This window comes from Butyrivibrio sp. ob235, from assembly GCF_900109475.1.
GTDB lineage: Bacteria > Bacillota > Clostridia > Lachnospirales > Lachnospiraceae > Butyrivibrio.
This window is the reverse complement of record NZ_FOBE01000002.1, coordinates 213642-234892: the sequence shown is the minus strand read 5'-3', so window position 1 is coordinate 234892 and position 21251 is coordinate 213642. Positions and strand designations below refer to the sequence as shown.

At 41.5% G+C, this 21251-nt stretch carries 20 protein-coding genes; 2 read left to right on the top strand and 18 right to left on the bottom strand.

Annotated elements, in window-relative coordinates; genetic code table 11:
• Positions 1–62: 62 nt before the first annotated feature.
• The 15 genes from BMW61_RS03500 to BMW61_RS22895 form a co-directional block, all read right to left on the bottom strand.
• Positions 63–1094: a hypothetical protein gene (locus BMW61_RS03500; RefSeq protein WP_091819836.1), complete on the bottom strand. Its 1032-nt coding sequence runs from the start codon at positions 1092–1094 to the stop codon at positions 63–65.
• 90 nt (positions 1095–1184) lie between these two features.
• Positions 1185–2618: an MBOAT family O-acyltransferase gene (locus tag BMW61_RS03495; protein WP_091819834.1), complete on the bottom strand. Its 1434-nt coding sequence runs from the start codon at positions 2616–2618 to the stop codon at positions 1185–1187.
• A gap of 9 nt (positions 2619–2627) precedes the next feature.
• A complete protein-coding gene (locus BMW61_RS03490) occupies positions 2628–3254 on the bottom strand; it encodes a flavin reductase family protein (RefSeq protein ID WP_022762748.1) in 627 nt (208 codons plus the stop codon).
• A 12-nt stretch (positions 3255–3266) separates the two neighbouring features.
• Complete coding sequence (locus BMW61_RS03485) at positions 3267–4130, bottom strand: YitT family protein (protein ID WP_091819833.1); 864 nt, start codon at positions 4128–4130, stop codon at positions 3267–3269.
• Positions 4131–4178: 48 nt separating this feature from the next.
• A complete protein-coding gene (locus tag BMW61_RS03480) occupies positions 4179–4982 on the bottom strand; it encodes a YARHG domain-containing protein (protein WP_091819986.1) in 804 nt (267 codons plus the stop codon).
• A 33-nt stretch (positions 4983–5015) separates the two neighbouring features.
• Complete coding sequence (locus BMW61_RS03475; protein ID WP_175475086.1) at positions 5016–6470, bottom strand: zinc ribbon domain-containing protein; 1455 nt, start codon at positions 6468–6470, stop codon at positions 5016–5018.
• Positions 6471–6472: 2 nt separating this feature from the next.
• Positions 6473–7000 (bottom strand): zinc ribbon domain-containing protein, encoded by a 528-nt coding sequence (locus BMW61_RS03470; RefSeq protein ID WP_022762744.1) that lies wholly within the window; start codon positions 6998–7000, stop codon positions 6473–6475.
• A 20-nt stretch (positions 7001–7020) separates the two neighbouring features.
• Positions 7021–7707 carry a zinc ribbon domain-containing protein gene (locus tag BMW61_RS03465; protein WP_091819830.1) on the bottom strand — a complete coding sequence of 229 codons (687 nt, stop codon included), beginning with the start codon at positions 7705–7707 and terminating at the stop codon, positions 7021–7023.
• Between the two features lie 81 nt (positions 7708–7788).
• Entirely contained in the window at positions 7789–9726 is a 1938-nt protein-coding gene (locus BMW61_RS03460; protein WP_091819828.1) for an RNA polymerase sigma factor, read from the bottom strand.
• Positions 9727–9883: 157 nt separating this feature from the next.
• On the bottom strand, positions 9884–10285 hold the full coding sequence (locus BMW61_RS03455; protein WP_139176198.1) for a hypothetical protein: 402 nt from the start codon (positions 10283–10285) through the stop codon (positions 9884–9886).
• Positions 10221–10469, bottom strand: coding sequence for a hypothetical protein (locus BMW61_RS03450; RefSeq protein WP_091819825.1), 249 nt, complete (start codon positions 10467–10469; stop codon positions 10221–10223). The genes BMW61_RS03455 and BMW61_RS03450 overlap by 65 nt, the downstream gene beginning before the upstream one ends.
• Before the next feature lie 201 nt (positions 10470–10670).
• Positions 10671–11741: a hypothetical protein gene (locus BMW61_RS03445; RefSeq protein ID WP_175475085.1), complete on the bottom strand. Its 1071-nt coding sequence runs from the start codon at positions 11739–11741 to the stop codon at positions 10671–10673.
• Between the two features lie 307 nt (positions 11742–12048).
• Positions 12049–12603, bottom strand: a complete 555-nt coding sequence (locus tag BMW61_RS03440) for a hypothetical protein (protein ID WP_091819822.1) — start codon at positions 12601–12603, stop codon at positions 12049–12051.
• Positions 12604–12725: 122 nt separating this feature from the next.
• Positions 12726–13823, bottom strand: coding sequence for a GNAT family N-acetyltransferase (locus BMW61_RS22390; RefSeq protein WP_242876603.1), 1098 nt, complete (start codon positions 13821–13823; stop codon positions 12726–12728).
• Positions 13824–14595: 772 nt separating this feature from the next.
• Positions 14596–14757, bottom strand: a complete 162-nt coding sequence (locus BMW61_RS22895; protein ID WP_334292846.1) for a DUF6718 family protein — start codon at positions 14755–14757, stop codon at positions 14596–14598.
• 108 nt (positions 14758–14865) lie between these two features.
• Here BMW61_RS22895 and BMW61_RS03430 point away from each other — a divergent pair, with 108 nt between their 5' ends.
• Positions 14866–15180: a helix-turn-helix domain-containing protein gene (locus BMW61_RS03430; protein ID WP_022760919.1), complete on the top strand. Its 315-nt coding sequence runs from the start codon at positions 14866–14868 to the stop codon at positions 15178–15180.
• Positions 15173–16432 (top strand): type II toxin-antitoxin system HipA family toxin, encoded by a 1260-nt coding sequence (locus tag BMW61_RS03425; protein WP_091819821.1) that lies wholly within the window; start codon positions 15173–15175, stop codon positions 16430–16432. The genes BMW61_RS03430 and BMW61_RS03425 overlap by 8 nt, the downstream gene beginning before the upstream one ends.
• 72 nt (positions 16433–16504) lie before the next feature.
• Here the strand turns inward: BMW61_RS03425 and ltrA are convergent, their stop codons facing one another.
• The 3 genes from ltrA to mobQ form a co-directional block, all read right to left on the bottom strand.
• Positions 16505–17899, bottom strand: a complete 1395-nt coding sequence (gene ltrA, locus BMW61_RS03420; RefSeq protein WP_091819819.1) for a group II intron reverse transcriptase/maturase — start codon at positions 17897–17899, stop codon at positions 16505–16507.
• Between the two features lie 640 nt (positions 17900–18539).
• Positions 18540–19508, bottom strand: coding sequence for a PD-(D/E)XK nuclease family transposase (locus BMW61_RS03410; RefSeq protein WP_091819818.1), 969 nt, complete (start codon positions 19506–19508; stop codon positions 18540–18542).
• 2 nt (positions 19509–19510) lie between these two features.
• Positions 19511–21151, bottom strand: a complete 1641-nt coding sequence (mobQ, locus tag BMW61_RS03405) for a MobQ family relaxase (protein WP_091819816.1) — start codon at positions 21149–21151, stop codon at positions 19511–19513.
• Positions 21152–21251 lie beyond the last annotated feature (100 nt).

Here is a 21251-nt window from a genome sequence, read left to right as displayed (position 1 = left end):
AAATACTAAAACACTTTAATTTTAAAGGTTTTTAGCCCTAAAAGCAACCTCAAGGGCTTCTTTCATTCTTTTTTCTCGCGATTTTTCTCAATAGCCTCCAGGCGCATTTCCTCGGTCACCTTAATGCTCTCATCCCAGGACTCATAGCGCTTGTCACCTCTGTGATCAGCTATCTTGTCGCCATATCTGCCAAGTAGTTCTCCGGCAAAATATTCCGTAAACTTACAACTGCCCTCATAGTTAAGATGCGAATAGTCGTTGAAATCCTTATCAAAATCAAGTCCTATCTCGTCATAGGAATAATTCATGTCAAGAAACTCAATTCCGTTCTGCTCTGCGATCTCAGCGATATCCTCATAGGTCTGTAAATCCTTTTCATCGATGATATACGGAGCAACAATAAAAAGCATTGTGATATTATTTTTCTTTGCAAGACCTATTATTTTTTCCAGATATTTTTTCTGTTTATCCGTAAGTCCTGGAGCCTCTACCTCTTCAAGAACAGGTCGAACCTGCGGCTTTACCGCGCAGTAGGGAGTGTAGCCCTTAAAGCTTGCAAGGTTTTCTTTTCCGAGCAGGTAGTCAAAATCCTGCTTTGTCAGATCCTCGTACCGTCCATGATAGGTGAAAAAGTCCGGATAATAATCGTCCATTCTCCCCACCGCGCAGCTACTCACAAAGAGAGCGAGCTTATTTATCGAAGGCTTTAATCCCTGGAGATTTTCATATAAAAAATCGTACTGATAGTCATCCTTATAGCGGCTGACTGAGTAAAAATCCATCACAGCTACCTTGGGCTTCTGAGTTTTCAAAGCTTCCTTAAAGTAGTAATAGGTCTGCCACATAGTCTGCTCTGCCGCGCTGTAATCGTAAGCGGCCATCCCATATTTTTCCCACAAAAGCGCTGTATTGACGTCGCAGTGAATATGGCTTGAACCGAGCATCAGCACATCTATGGAATCCTTTGGCTGTGCATAAAAGCTCCTCGCCTGATCTATTCCGTGTATAGATTTTTCGGAAAGCAGCCTGTCCAGTCCTATCATGGTTATGATAAAAAGGATGCAGAATGCTGCATAGGTTAATATTTTTTTCATAAAAACTCCTTAAGGAAGTTCTGCTCTCACTTCGTTCGCCAGAACAAGCCAAAACACTAAGTTCAAAAAGACTTCACCAAGTGTTTTGGCTTAGAAATCCATGTACATAAAGCCGATTACCTGTTCCTTCGGGCCGTAAACTCCGTATACAAGAAGAAGCACCAGAAGAACATAGAACACTAAAAGTCTTACAGGAAGTGCCTTCTCGGTTATCAGCTCCGGAAGGTCTTTTTCCTTAACACTTGAATATACATCCATCACAATCAGGACAACTATTGCAATGAGCATTATCCAAAGCTGGTAACTGCTCATCTCAAGGAGTTCCATCTCCTTTGCCCACGAATAATCTATCTCTGTTCCGAGGAACATGTACTTTATGTAGCGAAGCGCACTGCTAAGGCTCCCTGAGCCAAACAGCACCCACGCAAGCGATACACTGCAGAAGGTCAGTACTCTTCTAACGATCTGCATAAGCTTTGCATCCCACACATGGAGTCTTGCAAGTATATCATCAACAACTGAAAGGAAGCCGTGCGCAAGTCCCCAGGCCACAAAGTTCAGCCCGTTCCCGTGCCAGAGTCCGCATACCAGAAATACAATGACTGTATTCAAGTGCTTTCTGAAAACACCCTTCCTGTTTCCGCCAAGCGGGATATAGATGTAATCCTTAAGCCAGTTACTGAGCGAGATATGCCATCTTCGCCAAAAATCCGACATGCTCTTTGCTGTGTAAGGCGCCTTGAAATTCTGTGTCAGCTTAATTCCAAAGAGTTTCGCAAAGCCGATTGCGATTGAGGAATACCCTGCAAAATCTGTATATATCTGCAAAGTGTACATGAGGCTTCCCACAATCAGCGCGCCTCTGGAATGAAAATCGGGATTTCCGATAAGTATATCTGTATATTTTGCAAATCTGTTTGCAAGAAGCAGCTTTAAACAAAAGCCGTAAAGAATGTATGAAAAAGCCCCGGTAATGTTCATCTCATTTAAAAATTTACCGGTCACAGCCTTCTCTTTTTGCGAAAAGAAGTCCTCGGCCCTCTCTATGGGACCACTGATAAACTTCATGTAAAGCGACTGATAAACTATAAAATCTATGGGATTCGGAAAATGTTCCACCTTTCCCTTATTTATATCAGCTATGAAACTGATGGATTGGAAAATATAATAAGAAAAACCAAGAGGCAGCAGCATCCACGAAAGACTTCCGGGGAGCTTTTCCCTTGAACTAAGCAGGTCTCCAAGCTTAAAAGCAGACAGAGAAAGCACGCAAACAAGCACTCCCACTACTGTGAGCGCCTTTGCAAGCCTTCTGTTTTCTTCTCTTTTTTTATGGATTATAGCGCCTAAAACATAGACAAATGCTGAAGTTACAAGCAGCACCATCGCAGCAAATCTGCTGAGGTGTGCCACATAAAAAAGACTTACCAGTGCAAGCACCGGCGGCCTTAGTTTCGGAGGCGCCAGATAAAAGAGCACCAGCGTGCCCACCAAAAACACAAGTGTTGTAAACTCGAATGTCATTCAGTCCCCCTACTGTTTTTTCTTCTTCGATTTCTTTTGGGAAGGCTTCTTGCCGGAAGTTTTCTTATTGTAAGGCTTTTTAGCTACGCTGTAGCCAAACTTTCCAAGCTTTTTCCCAAGATCAAAATACTCGCCATGAGAATAGGTTATCAGGTCAGCTTTACCAAGGTCAAAGCGTCCCTTGTCGTCCATGTACTTATCGTCCACGTCGACACACATAACCTCTGCAACAAACATGTCATGGCTTCCGAGCTCAAGAATCTGCTTAACCTTACACTCGATGTTTACAGGGCTCTCGGCAATACCGGGCGCACTTATCTTATTGGATTTTTGCGGAGTAAGTTTCATCTCCTTAAATTTATCGTAGTCTCTTCCCGATCTGACACCACACCAGTCGGTGGCTTTAAGGAGTTCCTTGTTTGTCAGATTAACCACAAACTCACCGGTCTCCTTGATTATATCGTAAGAGTATCTCTCTTTTCTAACAGAAATTGAAAGCATGGCCGGAGAGCTGCATACATTCCCAACCCATGCGGCAGTTATGATATTCGGGACTTCTCCTTCTCTCCCGCAGCTCACCATCACTGCAGGAATGGGATAGAGCATATTTCCCGGCTGCCATACTACTTTTGCCATAAAAACTCCATTCTATCTAAGCGTCAATTTGACGTTTTTACCTATGATCTCATCTATATTACTGATCGTTGCAAAGCAGTTAAAATCTGCGAGAATATCGCGGATCTGCCTAAGCTCATACTGGCTGACAACAACATACAGGGCCTTGTTCTCACCGCCGATATATCCTTCGGTATTCCACTCGGTACAGGTTCTTCCAAGCTCCTGATAGATACGATTTTTTATCGCATCGACATCATCATGTGTGAAAATAAGGCATGCTCTCTGCGCGTCAAAGCCTTCCTCGACTCTCGTCATAACGACTGATACAAGCACGTAAGTAAGAATCGAGTAAAGCCCTCTGTTCCATCCGTAAATGAAACCTACGATCAGGTACAAAACAATATTAAAGCACAGAACCTGTTTTCCGATGGACATATGAATCTTGGGGCTTAGTATCGAAGCCACAATCTCCGTGCCATCGAGGCAGCCGCCATGCCGGAGTATGATGCCAACTCCCACGCCGAGGATAAGTCCACCGAACGTCACCGCAAGAAGATAGTCCTCTGTAACTGCAGGTGTCGTCTCAAAGAAGGCCACAGCTATCGCAAATACCGTCATCGCATAGATGGACCTTATTACAAAATGGTGTCCCTTTTTCTTCCAGCCGAATATCAGAAACGGAACGTTTAACACCCAGGTCAGAATACTCAGCTTAAAGCCCGTGAAATTTGCTGTGATCATGGATACGCCGACTATTCCGCCATCGAAGATCCTGTTTGGTGCAAGGAAATCCTCGATGGAAAAAGCCGCAATGGTCGCACCTATCGCGATCAGAATATAGCTTATTATTTTCTCTGAAAGCGTTGCATTGTATAACCTGTTAGCTCGTGTCATACGCACCTCAAATCAAAGTCCACTCGTTTTTACAATGAAGCAATATCCTTAAGATTTAAAATCTTCAACCTTCTTTATTATATCAGTATTTTTCTTCTCTATGTCAGAGAGCATATCATTTCCGAACTTATCGAACTCATCGGGATCGAAACGTCCCACATACCAGGCTTTGCTATCAAAATAGCTCTGGAGCTCGGGATCCTGGAAGCGTCTTCCGTATCTTGCATAAATTTCGTTTCTGGCAATTCGAAGTTCCTCGGCTGTAAAGCCCATAAGCTCGCTCTCGGTATAAAGCCTTGTGCTGCTTTCCGGAAGAATATAATCATTATTCGGCATCTGGTCAGCACCGTCCATTCCGGAGTCCGCAGCTGCGTTTATATCTGTCTGCAAACCAGTATCTGCAGGCTGAGCCGTCGCATCACCTGAACCGGAACCTTTAAGGAAATCGTCGACATTTCCTGATCCTGCAGCCTCGCCTTCAGCCTGAGCTGTCTGTTCCTGGACGTCTGCCTGAACCGCCTCGTCACCGGCTTCTCCGGAATCATTTCCTCCCAAAGGAAGCGCTGACAAAAGACCGTCATCCGTTTCCTCTCCGTTTACTTCTGCCGCTGTCTCCTCAGTCTGCGCAGCATCCTTACTCTTTGTAAAATGAAGAACCGCCAGCACACCTGCTCCTATTCCAAGAACCAGGCAAAGCGTCACAACTGCAGCAAACAAGGGCAGGTTCGACTTTTTCTTCTGCAGACCATCTCCCATATAAAAGTCATTAGACGCCTCTGCCAGTTTTTTCCCACACTTGGGACAAAATGCTGCCGAATCATCAATCTGTGCTCCGCAATATTTACAAAACATACTTTTTCCCTCTAAATATAAAATAAAATCAAATTATTCAGCTACAGTGCTCTCATATGAATAGTTTTCAACATACTGTGTTACGAGCTTGTTGAACATGGTATCTGTATTATCATAACCGCGGAATGAGTAGCTGTAGGTTCCCCACCATCCGTCGTTTATGCCTGTATCGAATGAGAAGCTGTCGGAAGGTGTATCATAATTATTCAGATCAAAAGAGAGTGTTCCGTCATCAAGCTTCATCACATTCTTAAATCTGGTGAAATAGTAAAAGCTGATTTCATTATAATATCCCTCTTCGGGTATTGAAACACTGGCCTTAACCTTATACACAAGGCTGACATAGTTCTTGTCATACATCTCTGTACCGGGCTTTTCCGCAAGGAAATATGCTCCGATATAATCCGCACTAAGAAGCTTAACTACCTCGTTGTTCCAGCTCTGGGCAGCGTAGGCCTTGAGTGCATCCTGTGCCTGCGCATTCATCTTGGCAAGTGTATCCTGATCAAGCTCACTCATCGCTGTTATATAGGAACTCAGACCTTCTACAGTGTAGGTCTTCTCTGTAGGGCTCGGAATTTTCCCATAGTTCTCCACAAAGTAGTCCATGTTATCACTGCCATAGGATGAGCTGACGGAAAGAGTTACCTCGTCGCCGTTACTAAGCCCGTCTCTCTTGTCAAAATTGTATGAGAGTGCGCTATACTCACCACCTGAAGAATTGAGAGTATATTCAGCGCGTCCATCGGGTGCTATACCTGTGAAGGACACGGTAATGCCTTCAAATGGATCAAAGGTTGTGGCATCCTCAAGTCCCTTAACCTTTCCATCAATATCGCTGTACTTAAGCTTGATATTCAGGTATTTTTCCATCTGCTCTTTGTCGCTATCAGAGATGTTCCATGTAAAGGTGACCTTGTCTCCGTTGGAGAGGCCTCTGTTATTATCAACAGATCCGTAAAGGCTTTCGGAAACCATCTGCGCCGGAGTATATCCGAACTGCTCGAGAAGCTTATCCAGATTTCCGGCATACTTTTTTGCCTGATCAAGTTCGCTATCGGAAAGTACTCCTTCAAGGTCCTTCATAAGAGACTTTTTGCCGCTCTTCGTAAACTTGATCTTGTTGCCGAAATCCTTGTTGAACTTATCCTTATCTATGGTATAGGAAGCGGTTCCACAAGTGTTGTAGCCTGAGTAGGTGATCTCTACATACTTATTCAGATTTATAGTGTGTTTTCTTACCGAAAAGAAGAAAACCACTGCGATAACAGCCAGTACCGCTACTACTCCGATACCTATTATGGTGTTTCTCTGCTTCGCTGACTCTTTTTCTATTTTGTCCATAAAGTCAGGCTGCGCGGGCTGAGCCTGGTTCCATGGCTGCCCGGAAGCCGCATTCGCATAGTCGCTGCCTGAAATTTTCGCACCGCACTTGGGGCAAAAAGCAGCACCGTCCTCAATTTGATTTCCACACTTTGCGCAAAACATAATTACTCTTCTCCCTCTATACGTGTTCCGCATGAAGTGCAGAAAACCGCATCATCGCTAAGTTGTTTGCCGCAGTTCGGACATACCTTTCCTGCAGGTACAGGCGCCTGCGCGGGTTCAGGCATAGGAAGTTTTTCGCCGCAGGCAGTACAAAAGGCAGCTTCCCTAGGAAGAAGCTTACCGCACTTAGGGCAGAGTCTCTCCCCCTTGAGGTCTCTGATTTTTTCATTGTTATCGAGCTTTGTCTGCTCATTCTTTTTTATCTCAGCTGCCATCTGGCAAAGGTTTGACCACAGCTCTGCAGGAAGCTGCACGGGACTTTCCGTATTAGCAGTGTCTTCGAGACTCATCTTTTCAAAAATTGCATCATAAAGGCTGATGCCCATCTGATTCTTAATTGTCACATTTTTCTTATCAAGGCTGTTGTTCTCGTTTGTGAGGTTAACAACACTCGCCATATCCTTTGTCTTCTGAACCGCGTCCTGACTTCCCTTGGAAATCTTTGATCCTAGCTCTTCAAAAAATGCCATTTTTAAATATCCTCCCAAAATTATTCCGTAACTTCCGTTCCACACTTTGAACAGAATCTTGAATCGCCATCCATCTCAGCCCCGCAAGTCGGGCATGTCTTTTTAAGCTTGGTTCCGCACTTCAAACAGAACATGTCACCGCCCTTAACATCCGCACCACAGGTCGGACATTTTGATTTTGATCCAAAGCCGTTATACTGCATCTGCGCAGGATTTCCGCCTGTTGCTGCAAGCTCAATCTGCTGCTGAAGTGAAGCGTTTGACTGGAACAGACACATGAATGTGATCACACAGTGTATCACCATGAACAGCATCAGAAGAATCATCCATCCTGTCATCTCTGACTCGCAGTAATTTTCCTTTGCCTCTTTATCTACTCCATTGAAATAGCTTACCCATGCAATAAAATTGATAAAATTTAAAACCTTGATTACTATGATTGTCTTCTTATTAGCTCTTGTCTGAGCAAGGCACAGCAGTACCAGACATGCAATGGGAAGAATCAGCATAAGGATTCCCGCTATATGTCCATCGATTTTTTGCCCCAAAACCTCAAAACCGAAGGTGATCTTGCTTGCACTGATTTTAACTGTCTCACCGCTGCAGGATACCACCATGGTTGGCATGAAAAACAGCAAAATAAAACATGCATTCAGAAATCTTAAAATGTTGCCCTTTGTGAGTTTTAACTCGATTTTTTCGTCCATTATTTTGTCCCCTTTTCTTATGTAATAATTTTTATTGTATCACTTAGAGTTTCCCGTTCATATAGTTAATACACGGCTATTTCAGGAAGGAAGGCCGCCCCCTTGCGCAGAAGCTCCGGCGCCTTTGTGATCCGAGAAAGTGATCGCATAACAGTCAGCATCATCGGCATCAAGTTTTATCTTATCGCCGTCTTCTACAACTATTGTCGGCCAGTGCCCAAGGGTTTCGCATGACTCCCAATTGCTGAAATCGTCATGGAAGCTGTATTTTTCGCTGCCATCAGCACCGGTAACAGTTATTGATCCGGCGCCGAATGTACCATAGATAGAATAGCTTCCGGCGAGCAGATCTGTGCCTACGGTTAACTCTTTAACACCTGAAGGGCTACCCTCAAGCCAGTCCGGCGCATGGTGCTCATACCAATAACTTCCGTCGCTCTTTTCACAGGTTGTATCTGCAACCGAAAAACTGATATAGCGTGGTTCTACGTTAGGGTCAATGTACGCAGACTCAGCAATTTTGTCAGCGTATGACTCCCTGAATGAAAGTGCAGCACTTGTAGGTTCGGGATCTTCATATTCGGAAATAAATCCCAGTTCATATATCCTGCCACCGGCGTCAGAAACCATCCTGTAATCCGCCACTGCCGCATCACCGCCGGCAGCCACTTCTCTTGTTACATAGGTTGTGGCAAATAAATACTCATTATTCATCCCCATACCGGTGACATAAACCAGTGATCCGGCATCTCCCCAGTACTCGGGAGTTTCAAGGGATACACTAAGCTCGGTGGGAAGGTAGAAATGAACGCCGAGATTGCTGTCATAGTACTCTGTTATCTCAGTATCTCCCCATATTTCATGAGGATCGGGAATCTGATTCTCTTCCGGCTTTTCATTCTCTTCTGCCTTTTTATTTTCAGCCTCTGCCCCATCTGCGCTGTCAGAAGGATTCTCGGTATCATCAACTTGCACCGGATCCTCTTCCAGCTGAATAATCTTTTTCGCATCATCCATTGGATTCTCTGAAAAATCGGATTGTTCAGACTGTTCTGCCTTGCGCTTATTATCGACATATTTATAGGTAGCAAATGCTCCTACGCTTCCGCCAACTAAAACGGCGATTAGTCCGCAGATAGCTATTTTTATTCCAAGGCCTACGGATGTAGCACCTGCTGCTCCTACGCCAACTCCTATGCCTCCGGCCACGCCGTTTACACCTGCTGCCCCGGCTCCGCCTGTTCCGGCAGTTCCTGCCGCTCCGCCTGAAGCGCCTGCACCATTTGCTATGCCTTTCCACAGCAACGGTCTAAGCTTGTTCCATAGAGCGCTTCCTGTTCCTGCAAGCAGTTCGCAAGCACTTGCATGCTCGCCAAAGAGCATAGCCATAAACGGAACAACTGCAAAAGGAACGAGCTTGAGTCCGTTTGCATCCGCATAGGATTTCATGGAATCGTTCATGCTTTTCCTGGCCCTGTTAAGGTAGGTCTTGACTGTGTTCTCAGGAACACCCATGGACTCCGCAATCTCTTTTATGGATCTGTCCTCGAAGTAAAAAGCGATAAGCGCCATTCTCTGCTTCTCAGGAAGCATATTTATATTTTTCAGAAGGAGCTTCTTGAGGTTCGCATCCTCTGCTGCTTTCTCAGGCATCTCCATCTTATCGTCCCGGATGGTATCGAAAACATCCACATCCTCATCCGCGCTCTGCGTATTTGTAAGGAGTGTAACCCTGTCATCATAGCTGTGCGCCAGCTCGTGATAGCAGATATTCTTCATCCATGACATGAACTTAGTGGGATCACTAAGCTGATCAATTTTCCTGTAACAAATGAGATAGCCGTTTTGCAGAACATCCTCTGTCTTTTCCTTGTCCTTGGACATCATCTGGATGTACGCAAAAAGCTTCTTGTACGTCAGTTTATAAAGCTTCTCAAATGAAACTTCATCCCTGCCGGCCGCAAAACCTTTCACCGCCCGGACCAGCGCTTCCTGACTTTCTGTCATCATTTCTGCCATTTTATTCCCTCTTTCTTCATTTTTATTCCCTCAAACAAACTATGTGGCATATTTTAAGCCACCCTTACATGCAAATTCAGCCAAGATTTAACCAAATCGCACTTCTCAATTTTACCATCCATATCAGTAGTTGCATATTACTAATAAGCATTTATTTTTACATGCTTTTTCGTGTTTTAATATAGTCATACAGAACAAATGCAAATGGGAAATATATAAAGCAGATTATCGCCAGTGCCAGCATACCGGCTCCTGTAGCCAGGTCATACGGAAACGGAAATACGAACCATCCAAAAATCGCCCACTTTTTCGCAATTGAAAGAATATTCCTGATTCCACCGCTTACGATATACGATATAATTGCCATTACAATATTCACAAGAATCATATTATCTGCCCATTCATATTTTGCCCCTAAAGATGCACTAATTATAAAAGGAATAATAGCCGCTGCAGAAATCATCAGTCCAATCTTTTTCTTATTTAACAGTGCTTCATTTGCATTTACCATTCCCTGATCCATCATTGTTGTCTCTGCTGCGTTGTTCATTGTACTCATAATTTTTTTCTCCCTTTTCTTCATTAAAAAATTGTTGGTTATCGTTACAATATAAAGAGGGTGCATGTTCACAAAAGGTTTCACATTTTTTAAAAAAATTTATTTGTGCAAGTAATCTGTTACCCCTGTGTATTCTTCCCATCTTTATAAGCTTCATCCAGCTTTCATCAATTTCTCTAAGCATAACCGCCTCCGTTTTTCCTGCCCTTTAATACTTAGAGGGAGGCAGTATCAAAAAGGTTTCACTTTTTTGGGAAAAATATTAAAAAAGTTTTGGCGGTTGATTTTGGAGCACAAAAAAGGAATGCGACAAGTTTTTTAATACTTGTGCATTCCTTTTGTAATTCAATAACCTATTTTTCTTAGTTCATAAGCAAATGGCGGATTATCTTTTTACCTTTACAGCGTATTTTCCGGCATTACCGTTCACTTCTATTCTATATGTGCCTTTTTTCAGTTTTAACTTAAGCACCTTTGAATCTGCTTTTCCTGCGTAGATACTGTCAATTTTCTTATTTCCCTTGTATACAGACAAAAATAAACTGCTGGAGTCTGTGTTCTTAATGATGAATTTATAGTTGCCCTTCTTGTTGGCTTTTACCTTAAACCAGTCATGATCATCATCAGTATCAAGAATACCGTTTACATTTTTCTTAAGCTTTATGCTCTTAGCCTTTTTAGCCTTGCTGGGTTCATCTACTCTTCCGGAAATAGAGATTTTATATCTCACATCATCGTAGTAGCCTGTCACCTTTATATAATATGTTGTTCCGGCGTTTACTAAAACAGTTCTCTCATTTGACTGCGCCTTACCTGCATAATAAGAGTCGCTCACACTTGTCTCATCTGCCTTAAACACCTGAGCAGTCACACCGCTTCCATCAATATTCTTAACTGTTACCGTAACAGCGGTATTAGCACCTGAGTTAAAGCTAAGCCAGTCCACATCATTTTCCGTTTTAATTGTTCCTGCGTATTCGTTTGGTATCGGAGTTGCAGTAGCAAGAGTATCCCCCTCATCATTCTCTGCTTTCATAGTAAGCACAAAACTTCCGTAACTATCATAATAAACACCATGCACCTGTACATAATATACAGATGAAGGCTCGAGCTTTACATACTTGGATCTCGTCTCATTTTTTCCTGCATATACAGTTTCAATATTTGCTCCGTCTGCATCATACAAACGGCAACAAGAATTAAGGCCGGTACTTTTCATCTCCATTACATACCAAAAATCTTTGCTCGCGTTTGAGGTAAATGTATACCAGCAATTACCATTTTCTGTCTGAATATCCCCTGAAACCGGAGTGTTAAGTGCAATCGGTTTTACATTTGTTTTGTCGGCAAATTTTCCTTCGTGTGCCTTACCGGTAATGCTGTGTCCACAGAGTACTGAAGCACAACAACATAAAGTGAGTACCAGTGTTAAAAGTTTTTTCATCGTTTTCTTCATTTCAATTCCTCTCTTCATACAATATTTGATAGCGACAAATATGTCCCCTCCTGCGTATCATCCATCGCGTTTGCAGCTGAATACGCACTTAAACATTTTATCACTACTTCCATCAGTTGCCTATCACAAAAAAATGCCTTATTCCTCCTTTTCATATTTTAAAATCGTTGTCTTTTCATCGTTACAATATAAAGAGGATTGGTAGCCACAAAAGGTTTCACTTTTTTTGAAAACATGCTTTCATCCTACAAAAAAGACTTCTCAGGCTCCGCTGTAGGGAGATTGTTTTTCTTAACATTTCAGTTTCTCAAAACTCACCATCGCCGCCGCTTTCGGTGCAGTACGGCTTGCCATTTTTCACACCCATTTTGACAGTGAGTCCAAAGTCAAAGTAGTAACCTACGTAGTCGTAATCAGTAGGCTCCACGGATTTGATTTTCTCAGCGAGAGCCCTTGCAGCTTTTTCAGTTTTTTCATCATCCTCACGCGTGCCTATTGCAGGTCCTGTAGGGCCGCTGTAAGCATACATATAGTATTCATTGCCATCCTTATCAGTGGCGACTACGTTATAATCATACATATTTTCCAGGTCTTCCGTTTCATAGTCAGGCTCACCAAAAAGTGTCCTCAGCTGTCCATAGGCCAACGCAAACAGATTCTCATCAATTTCATCATAAATACTGCAGGTCTCACTGCCGAGAAATTTACCTGCTTCCTCTTCTTCCCTGGTACCGCGTCTGAATTCATATTCAAGATAAGATTTGTCTGAAGTCATTTTTGACACAAATGGAGGCTGCGCGCAGCCGGATAACAAGATGACGGACAGAAATCCCGTCACTAACAATTTTGATATTTTCCCCATGATATAGTCCCCTAACTTTTTTCATATAATATGTGATGTTCACCAGTTGATGATAACATAAAATCAGGGCATGCTATAGCATGCCCCACGTTTTTTATAGAAAATCTTTTTTAACAAACTGATCATAATTCCTTTGCATACAAATGATCGGTTGTTCCACCATAATTGGTTATTTCTTTTATATAATGATATCCGTACCGTTCATATAAGCCTGTGAATTCTGATGGAATATAACTTTTCTTAAAGCCCTGCTCCATCAAATACACATTTGCATGAGAAATCAGCTTCTCACTGACTCTCTGTCCGCGGTATTCCTCAGACACATACACACAGGATACCCATGGATAGTACTCCGGAAGCGGATAATAATCCTCCTTTAAAACCGAGGTCATTCCTATGATCCTTCCGCCTTCTCTGGCAACAAACATTGCTTCCCAGTCCGAAAAATTCCAGTTTGTTATCATCTCTGATATGTGATCCTTTACCTCATCCCAGGAGCTGTCTTTGACAAATGAAAGCAGTTCATCCGCAAGCTGCGTACCTTTCTCAACCTTAACAATTTCAAAGTCTTGAAGCTTATGCCATCCAAAGTGCTTTTCCACCAAAGCTACCGTATCTGCAACACTTCTGTTGTAGTCTCGCTCAAGCCAGAAGAAATTACTGCGTTTAATCTCCTGATATTTCTCCATATTGAGCTCGTACAGTGTCTGCGTACAGGTCTTCTTTGCCTTCTCATAATCAGTTGCACTGTGAATGAAGTCGCTAAAGTCCTGATGATCAGGCCTGTCACAGTAAGTCTCAACCAAATCCGTCGGATCGGTTATCATAAACGCCGCCCTGGAAGGATCGGATAACTGTTCAATCTGCTCCATTGTAAGGTGACAATCGCAAATAACTCTTCCGTTCTGAGAAAGCTTAATCAGATCAAGGATTATGAAATCCAGCTGTTCCTTCAGATTCCCCAGAAGCCACGCTTTATATTCCTCCACGCTTCGTCCGAAGAATTCATCAGCATCCCTGAACTGCTTATTCATATTCGGCTGATGCTCGCTGTCCGATATTGCCTGATGAAAAGGAAACTGCTCATCGATGTCATACACCGGAATTCCGTACTTTTCACCCAGTGCCCTCGATATTGTCGTCTTTCCTCCGCAAGGTGTTCCTGTAATAAAATAAACGTTACGTAAATATTCTTTAATTATATTGTCCTGAAGTATCATAATAGTTATCTCCTTATTTCAAATAGTTTGTTTTCCGGTCACGATAAACAAGCATGAAACTATTCTGATAAGGTTCCATGCTTATCAGATACTTCTAAGCTTTAAAAACATCACCATGTCTTTGTTCCTCCTTGGAAAGTTTATAACTTTATGTATTATACCTTATTTAAGAATGATTATCTGCATTATTTTTTACTCTTTTTATAATCTGGCTGAACTCTTTTATTTTATTCTTTGCGATTGCATTTTACTTTGGGAACAACAAATCTAATGGATTCTTCTATATTTATTGCGTGCTTTTTCTGAACGTACAATAAACCTAAACACCTCTTCTATATTTGTTGTTTGCTTTTTCTGTGAGCACAATAAATTCAACTGTTTATTCCTTATTTGTTGCATTCATTTTTTTCAAGCACAACAACCCTGACCTATCCTTCAATATTTGTTGCATATGACTTCCAAACGCAAAATATAACATAAATATTTCTTAATCCCCATAAAAACATTCCCAGTACACTAGCAGTAGTGTTCTGTAATAGTCCGACTTATTTGAGACTTGTTCCAGGGTATGCAGACAAAAGTACTGCTCTTCACTACATAAGGACAGTTCAATAGGATACTAAAAAATGAACATAATAAAGTAATGTTAGTTAAACGGAAGAGTTACGACCACTATTTTCAAGCAATAAAAAACCCTTAAGCCCAGAACACATCTGGATTTAAGGGCAATCTGGCAACGGAAATCGGATAATAGTGAGTTGCGAAAACATATTTACATGTTCATTACTGCTTCTTTTAACTCTTCCTCTGTTTTTACAAAGCTATACGGCTCGTATTCTACATGCGCAGAAGGCCTGCTTATAGTAACAAGCTGTATTCTTTCCGATCCCACTTTTGAGATCAATACCTTTTTTAAAGCAACAAATGCCGCTATTTACCAAATTAAAGTTATCGTTAATTAAAGTTATCTATCTTTATAATGTTTGTATTTAAACACATTTAAGCATATAATATATTTAAATAAAAACATTAGGAGCATTTTATGGGTAGAAGAACTGCTTTATTATTACCTAAAACACAAAAGAAACTACAGACTGTCGGTGAACAGATAAAACTCGCCAGATTAAGAAGGCATCTTACCGCGGAAGATGTTGCTGAGAGAGCACGTGTTGGCAGATCTACTGTTGTACAGATAGAAAAGGGCTCTCCTTCTGTATCAATGGGAATGTACCTGGCTGTTCTTAATGTTCTGGGGCTCTCTGATGACATTCTTCTAATTGCCAAAGACGATGTCTTAGGACGGACCATTCAGGATCTTGATATAAAAGTACCCCGGAGGGTAAGGAAACATGAGTGACAATAAAGATATATTTGTTTATGCCGGATGGCTTAATAATGAACTTATAGGAATAATCCACCGAGGAATCATTAGCGGAGGCGAGGTGGTTTCTTTTGAATACGATAATAACTGGTTAGGATCTCATTCAAACCTTATGCTTGATCCCACTATACCTCAGACACCTTATAGGACGTATTCTGAGGACAAGAAACTTTTTGGAGCATTTGAGGATTCCTGCCCTGATAGGTGGGGACGTAAGCTCATCGAAAGACGGGAAGCAAAATATGCAGCCAAAGAGAAACGCCGTCCCAAGAAGTTTTTTGAGACTGACTATCTTTTAGCTGTCCAGGATTGTTTTCGTAGCGGAGGTTTTAGATACAAGACAGATCCTTACGGTGATTTTCTGGATAATGACGAAAACTACTCTATTCCTCCTATAACTGCGATAAGAGAACTTGAACAGATTTCTCTTGGCTATGAAAAAGATACCGACGAAAAATGGTTAAAACAACTAGTAAACCCCGGTTCTTCCCTTGGTGGTGCCCGTCCTAAAGCAAATGTGGCTGACATTGATGGTTCATTGTGGATAGCAAAGTTTCCATCCAAGAATGACGATTATGATATTGGTGCGTGGGAAAAGACTGCGAATGACCTCGCTCTAATGTGTGGTCTTAATGTACCCGAAACAAAACTCATGAATATTAGTGAACTTGGCAGTACTTTTTTAACAAAAAGATTTGACAGAAAGTATGAAAATAGCAAAGAATTTCGCATCCACTACACTTCTGCTATGACAATGCTTGGAGCAAGAGACGGTGAAACAGATGGATTAGGTTATTTGGATCTCACTGAAGTTATCTGTAATATTGCGTCAGAAGTTGACAAAGATCTTCATGAACTGTTTAACCGCATGGTTTTTAATATAGCTATTTCTAATCACGACGACCACCTAAGAAATCATGGTTTTATTTTGAACGGCACAAGATGGGAACTATCTCCTGTTTTTGACATTAACCCTGTAGCAGGTGAGGAATTCTTATCTATGAATATTGATATGGATAATGGTTACAGATCATTTGATAAAGCTCTCGATACTTGTGAGTTTTATCACTTAAGCAAAGATGAAGCCAAAAAGTGTGTTAATAATATTGCCGGAACTATCACAATTTCTTGGGAACACACCGCCTCAAAAAACGGCATAAAAAAGAGTGAACAAAAATATATGGCTTCTGCATTTGAGCTGGCAAAAGAATACTATTTAGGTCTGTAGAATCGAGTAGGAGGGAGTGATTAGCTCCCGTCCTCTCACAGCACCGTACGTACCGTTCGGTATACGGCGCTTTCAATAGTTGACATGCACAGACTGATAGGCTGTGGCTAAATCATAGAAGCCACTGTTTATCAGTCTTTCTTTTGACATTGCTCTTTTTACGGTTGTTAAATTTGCATTGAACCAATGTCCTCTGCGACTGTTAGCCGCCATGTGCGCATAGTATTCTGGAACGCCCATTTTGGTAAGATTCCTCATCTTGGTTTTGGGTTTCTTCCATTGTTTCCATATACACATACGAATTCTGTGATAGAGCCATCCATTGATGTCATCTATGTTGTTCTTCATGCTTGCTATGCCGTAATAGTTAAGCCAACCTCTCACATATACCTTGATTTTCTCAAGGCTTGGCTTGATGGACTGCACAGACTTACGGGAAGATAAATCTTTCAGCTTTGACTTGAACTTCTTCCATGACTTTGGATGAACCCTGACATAAATGCCACTTGCGTTCCTTCCCAATGCAAAGCCAAGAAACTTAAAATTTCGGATAGCAAACACGCTAACAGTACGACTTTTCTCTCGGTTAACTGTCAATTTCAGTTTCTCTTCGAGATATTTAGTACTGCTTTCCAAGAGTCTCTCTGATGCTCTTTTGCTTTTCGCAAGAAGAACGATGTCATCTGCATATCTTATACAGGGCACACCTCTTTTCAGAAACTCTTGGTCGAACTCATTGAGGTAGATATTCGCAAGAAGCGGAGATAGATTTCCACCTTGCGGTGAACCTTCCTCTGTATCAATGACCACTCCGTTTTCCATTACCCCACTTTTCAGATAACGCTTTATTAGTTGAACTACACGTTCATCCTTCACATTCTTTCTGAGGAGAGTGATAAGGATTTCATGATTCAAGGTGTCGAAATACTTTGATAAGTCCAAGACTACCGCAAAAGTGTAACCTTGTTCTGCGTATTCCTTTACCTTCTGCATAGCATCCTTTGCGCTTCTGTTTGGACGATAGCCGTAGCTTCCATCCGCGAACAATGGTTCATAGATTGGCGCTAACCGTTGAGTTATTGCCTGTTGGAGTATTCGGTCTATCACGGTGGGTATGCCAAGCTTGCGCACACCACCATCTGGTTTTGGAATCTCAACTCGCCTGACTGGCGATGGGGTATACTTGCCGCGGTATATGCGGTCAGTTAACTCCTGTTGATGTTCCTTAAGGTACGGAAGTGCCTCTTCAATGGTCATACCATCAATACCTGGCGCTCCCTTGTTTGCCTTAACTCTTTTGTACGCTCTGTTAAAGTTATCCTTATACAGTATCGCTTCCAAGAGCTTCGGCTGTGCACTGTCTCTTTCCTTCCATATCCGATTGAATGACCTAAGCGCTTTCGCATACCCTTCGTGTTCCGCACTATCTCTTTGCGAACAGCCATTTTTATCTATGTTTTCTGCCATTAGCGGTCATTCCTCCTTTCTCGGTCATACTTAAGACTCCTACTGATTCGGTCCTTCGGTTAGCATGTCCATGTTTCCATGTCCATGTCCCTACTATGACCTCTGCTGACTTCTGCGTGTTCAGCACCGCCTCGTTTCCTTGTACGGTGGTTACTCCTTACAGAGCATTTCACGCAGATCTCCCTAGGTACCACACGTTTCTTCCTCTCCATCCATCTGCCTCATTTATCATGCATGATTCCGTGTAGTTATTGGGCTTCGACTTGGGCTGCAGCCTTACCCTCATGCATAACCTTGTATGAGATTTCTGTACGTCAGACCAGAGATTTGCCCGTAGGTTAGTATGTTCCCCACATCCAGCTTCCTTCAGATTCCGCCTCGCGGCGGACACCCTTGCCTTCGGCTATATCCTTCCCACTACCGGGCGGATTCGGGACTTGAACCCGTTAGAAACGTGCGCCGCTAGGCGCACAGCAGCAAAAAACCTCAAGGCCATAAAAGCCTTGAGGTTTTTTCTTTTTCGAGCTGGCAACGGGAATCGGAGCAATGACCACCACTTAAAAACCGCATAGAAAGGAGGTTTTTCAGCACTCTTATTTCATTACGACCACTACTACGACCACTTCCTTTTATGCCAAATTTATTTCACAGCAAGTTGCTCATCAACCAATTTTGTAACTTCTGCCTTCTCAGATTCTAAAACATTTGCAAGGTCAAATGCCTCATTGATATCATAATGCTTCTTTTGCATTAATCTGAGTACAAAATCCGCTTTATTCTTTATAGATGTCTGTTCAACTAATCCTTCACCTAAATTGCACATACTGTTTACCTCCTTACTCATGGTAGCTGACATAGGTATATCAAAATCCTTTTCAAGGAGTTCTTTCTTTTCGTCGGGTTTCTTTTCTGCTGATAATAACACATCAAGCAATCTTAAAATTGATTTCTCGTCAGCCTTGTCGGGATCTCCTAAGCGTACAAGAAGTACTGATAAAAGATCGTAATTCTTTACTTCTTCTTTTGCATTTCCGACGATAGTATCCTCAGAAATACTGTACTTTGTTATAGAATTCTTATCCTCTTCACTAACATTCATCTCAATCCAGATAGAATACACTTTGCGAATCTTTTCATAATGACTTTTCGTAAATACTGTATTCTTCTGTGAAGATATCATTCTGCTGCAATAATATATAGCCCTTTTGATAATAGGATATACTGTATTATCACTTTTCTGAGCCTCTATATTTATTATAAGATGAATTGGCTCCTTTGTGTCAGGTACAATTGCATTAAACCTGATATCATAATATACTTTACCCTCTTTTATGGAGCTATCCTCATTATTACTGCCTTCAATTCTTTTATCGGCTAATTCTTCATCAGCATCAAGTTCATCCTGGTGTACAGCTACCACTGAAACCTTGGGTTCACCCTCGATACAATCCTTCATGATCTGTTGAACGGTGTACACCTTAAATTCTGATACGCACTCCTTCAAAATCCATGCAAGCACAATCTTTTCAGACAAAAGCCGCTTAACTGCCTCATCATACTGAGCCTTCTGATCAGCAGTACTAATTGCATTTGAAATACTTGTTTCCAATGTTACAAACCTCTTTGTTTTTCTTTAGTCGAGTATATCATATATAGCTTGTTTTGTGATATATTAGCTTCTAATATACTATCAACCTCTTCCTGCACTGCCTGTCGTATCATTGGATCAGTAATACCTGCTGCCATATCAGCCTTTTCCATGTATTCTCTGATCGAGGCGTCTGTTTTTTCAATTTGCTCCCGGATTTTTTCATGTTTATCTGTCAATTCAAGTACTGCTGCCTCAACTGTCTCAATATCTTTTTCATCTGAAATATTACAGTTTGCTTCAAGTAGCAAAAGATTTTCTTCACGGTTTACTATCTTTTTTTCTTCCCTACTGATTTTTTCCTGTAGCTTTTTTCTGTGAATAGTATTAAACATTGGAGAGGCTAAGTATTCTTTTTGCCATTTTTCAATTTTCTTCTTCGAAACTATATTTGCCTGCTTTGCATAATTAAATTCGTTTTTAACCAAATTTATAATGGATGAGTAGGAAGATATTTCATTATCCAGCTTGTCATTATATGATTCTAATTTTGATTTTTTCTTTTTCAGCTTAGCAAGCATATTTTTCGCATTCAGAATATTAAGCGCAGTATTATAAATATATGTATTTATCTTCTCGATAGTCTCATGATATCTTTCTGCCGCCCGGTTTAGCCAATTATTATATTTTCCAATATACTGATTCAAACTTACTCTATCCGGAATAGAATTATCAATCATCATGATATGAGAGGCAGCAGGCCCGATATGTATAGATGGTATTTCATCGGTTCTTCCCTGATCAGCAAAAGATCTGGAATCAATTCTTTCATCTAATCCATAAGCTTTGTATGCTTCATTGGCTGCAATTTCCCAATTCTTACGCCAAGCTTTTAGTGTATCCAATGAATTCCATTCTTCTATTATTGGATTCACTTTTCCAAAAGGTGCAGTTTTTGGTGAACGATTTGCTCTTTTCAGTCCAAACTGTTCTCCCTCAGAAGCTGTTAGCCACCTTTTCTTTTTGCCATCTATATATGAGTACAGTTTTTCCCATCCTTCAGAAGCACATTCTTTATATTCCTTAGCAGTAAAACCTTTCTCTTCCATTCCTTTTTTGCACATATATACAACCTGTGACTTTGACTCCCATTTTCCTTTTTCATCTATTGGACGCATGGTAAGAAGAATATGCGCATGAGGATTATTGTAGTTCATCTGCGCCGGATCATGTGTAAGATTACCATTTTCATCTATGGGAATTCCAACATGGTTTGTCTTTGGAGGGTTATGTATAGCCAAATCAGCACACATACCCTTTGAAACGAAGTTATCCTGAACATATTGCTCCAAAAGTTCTTTTTGCTGTTCAAATGATAGTTCCTTAGGCAGAGCTATGACGATACTCCTTGCAAGCTGTGACTTAGAGCTTTTTTCAGATTTTTCAACTGCATTCCATAATGTTTCTCTTTTCCGATATTCTATCGGAGCATTTTGTGGAAGTAATATATTCGAGTATTGAATGTGTTCTTTTCTTGTATAGTCATGTGTGAGCCCATCATAGGAGTTTGTCAATTTGGAACCTGAAATATATGCTGCAGCAGCAATACTGCTCCTTCCTTCTGATCGTTTTATTATATTTACTGATAAGTGATATATGCCCATAAAAATTCACCATTTTTAACATATGCCTGCCGGCACCAGTCTCCCTTCGTGAGAAGGGCGCACTTATACATCACACCTTTGGTATGATGAGTGCGCTCTC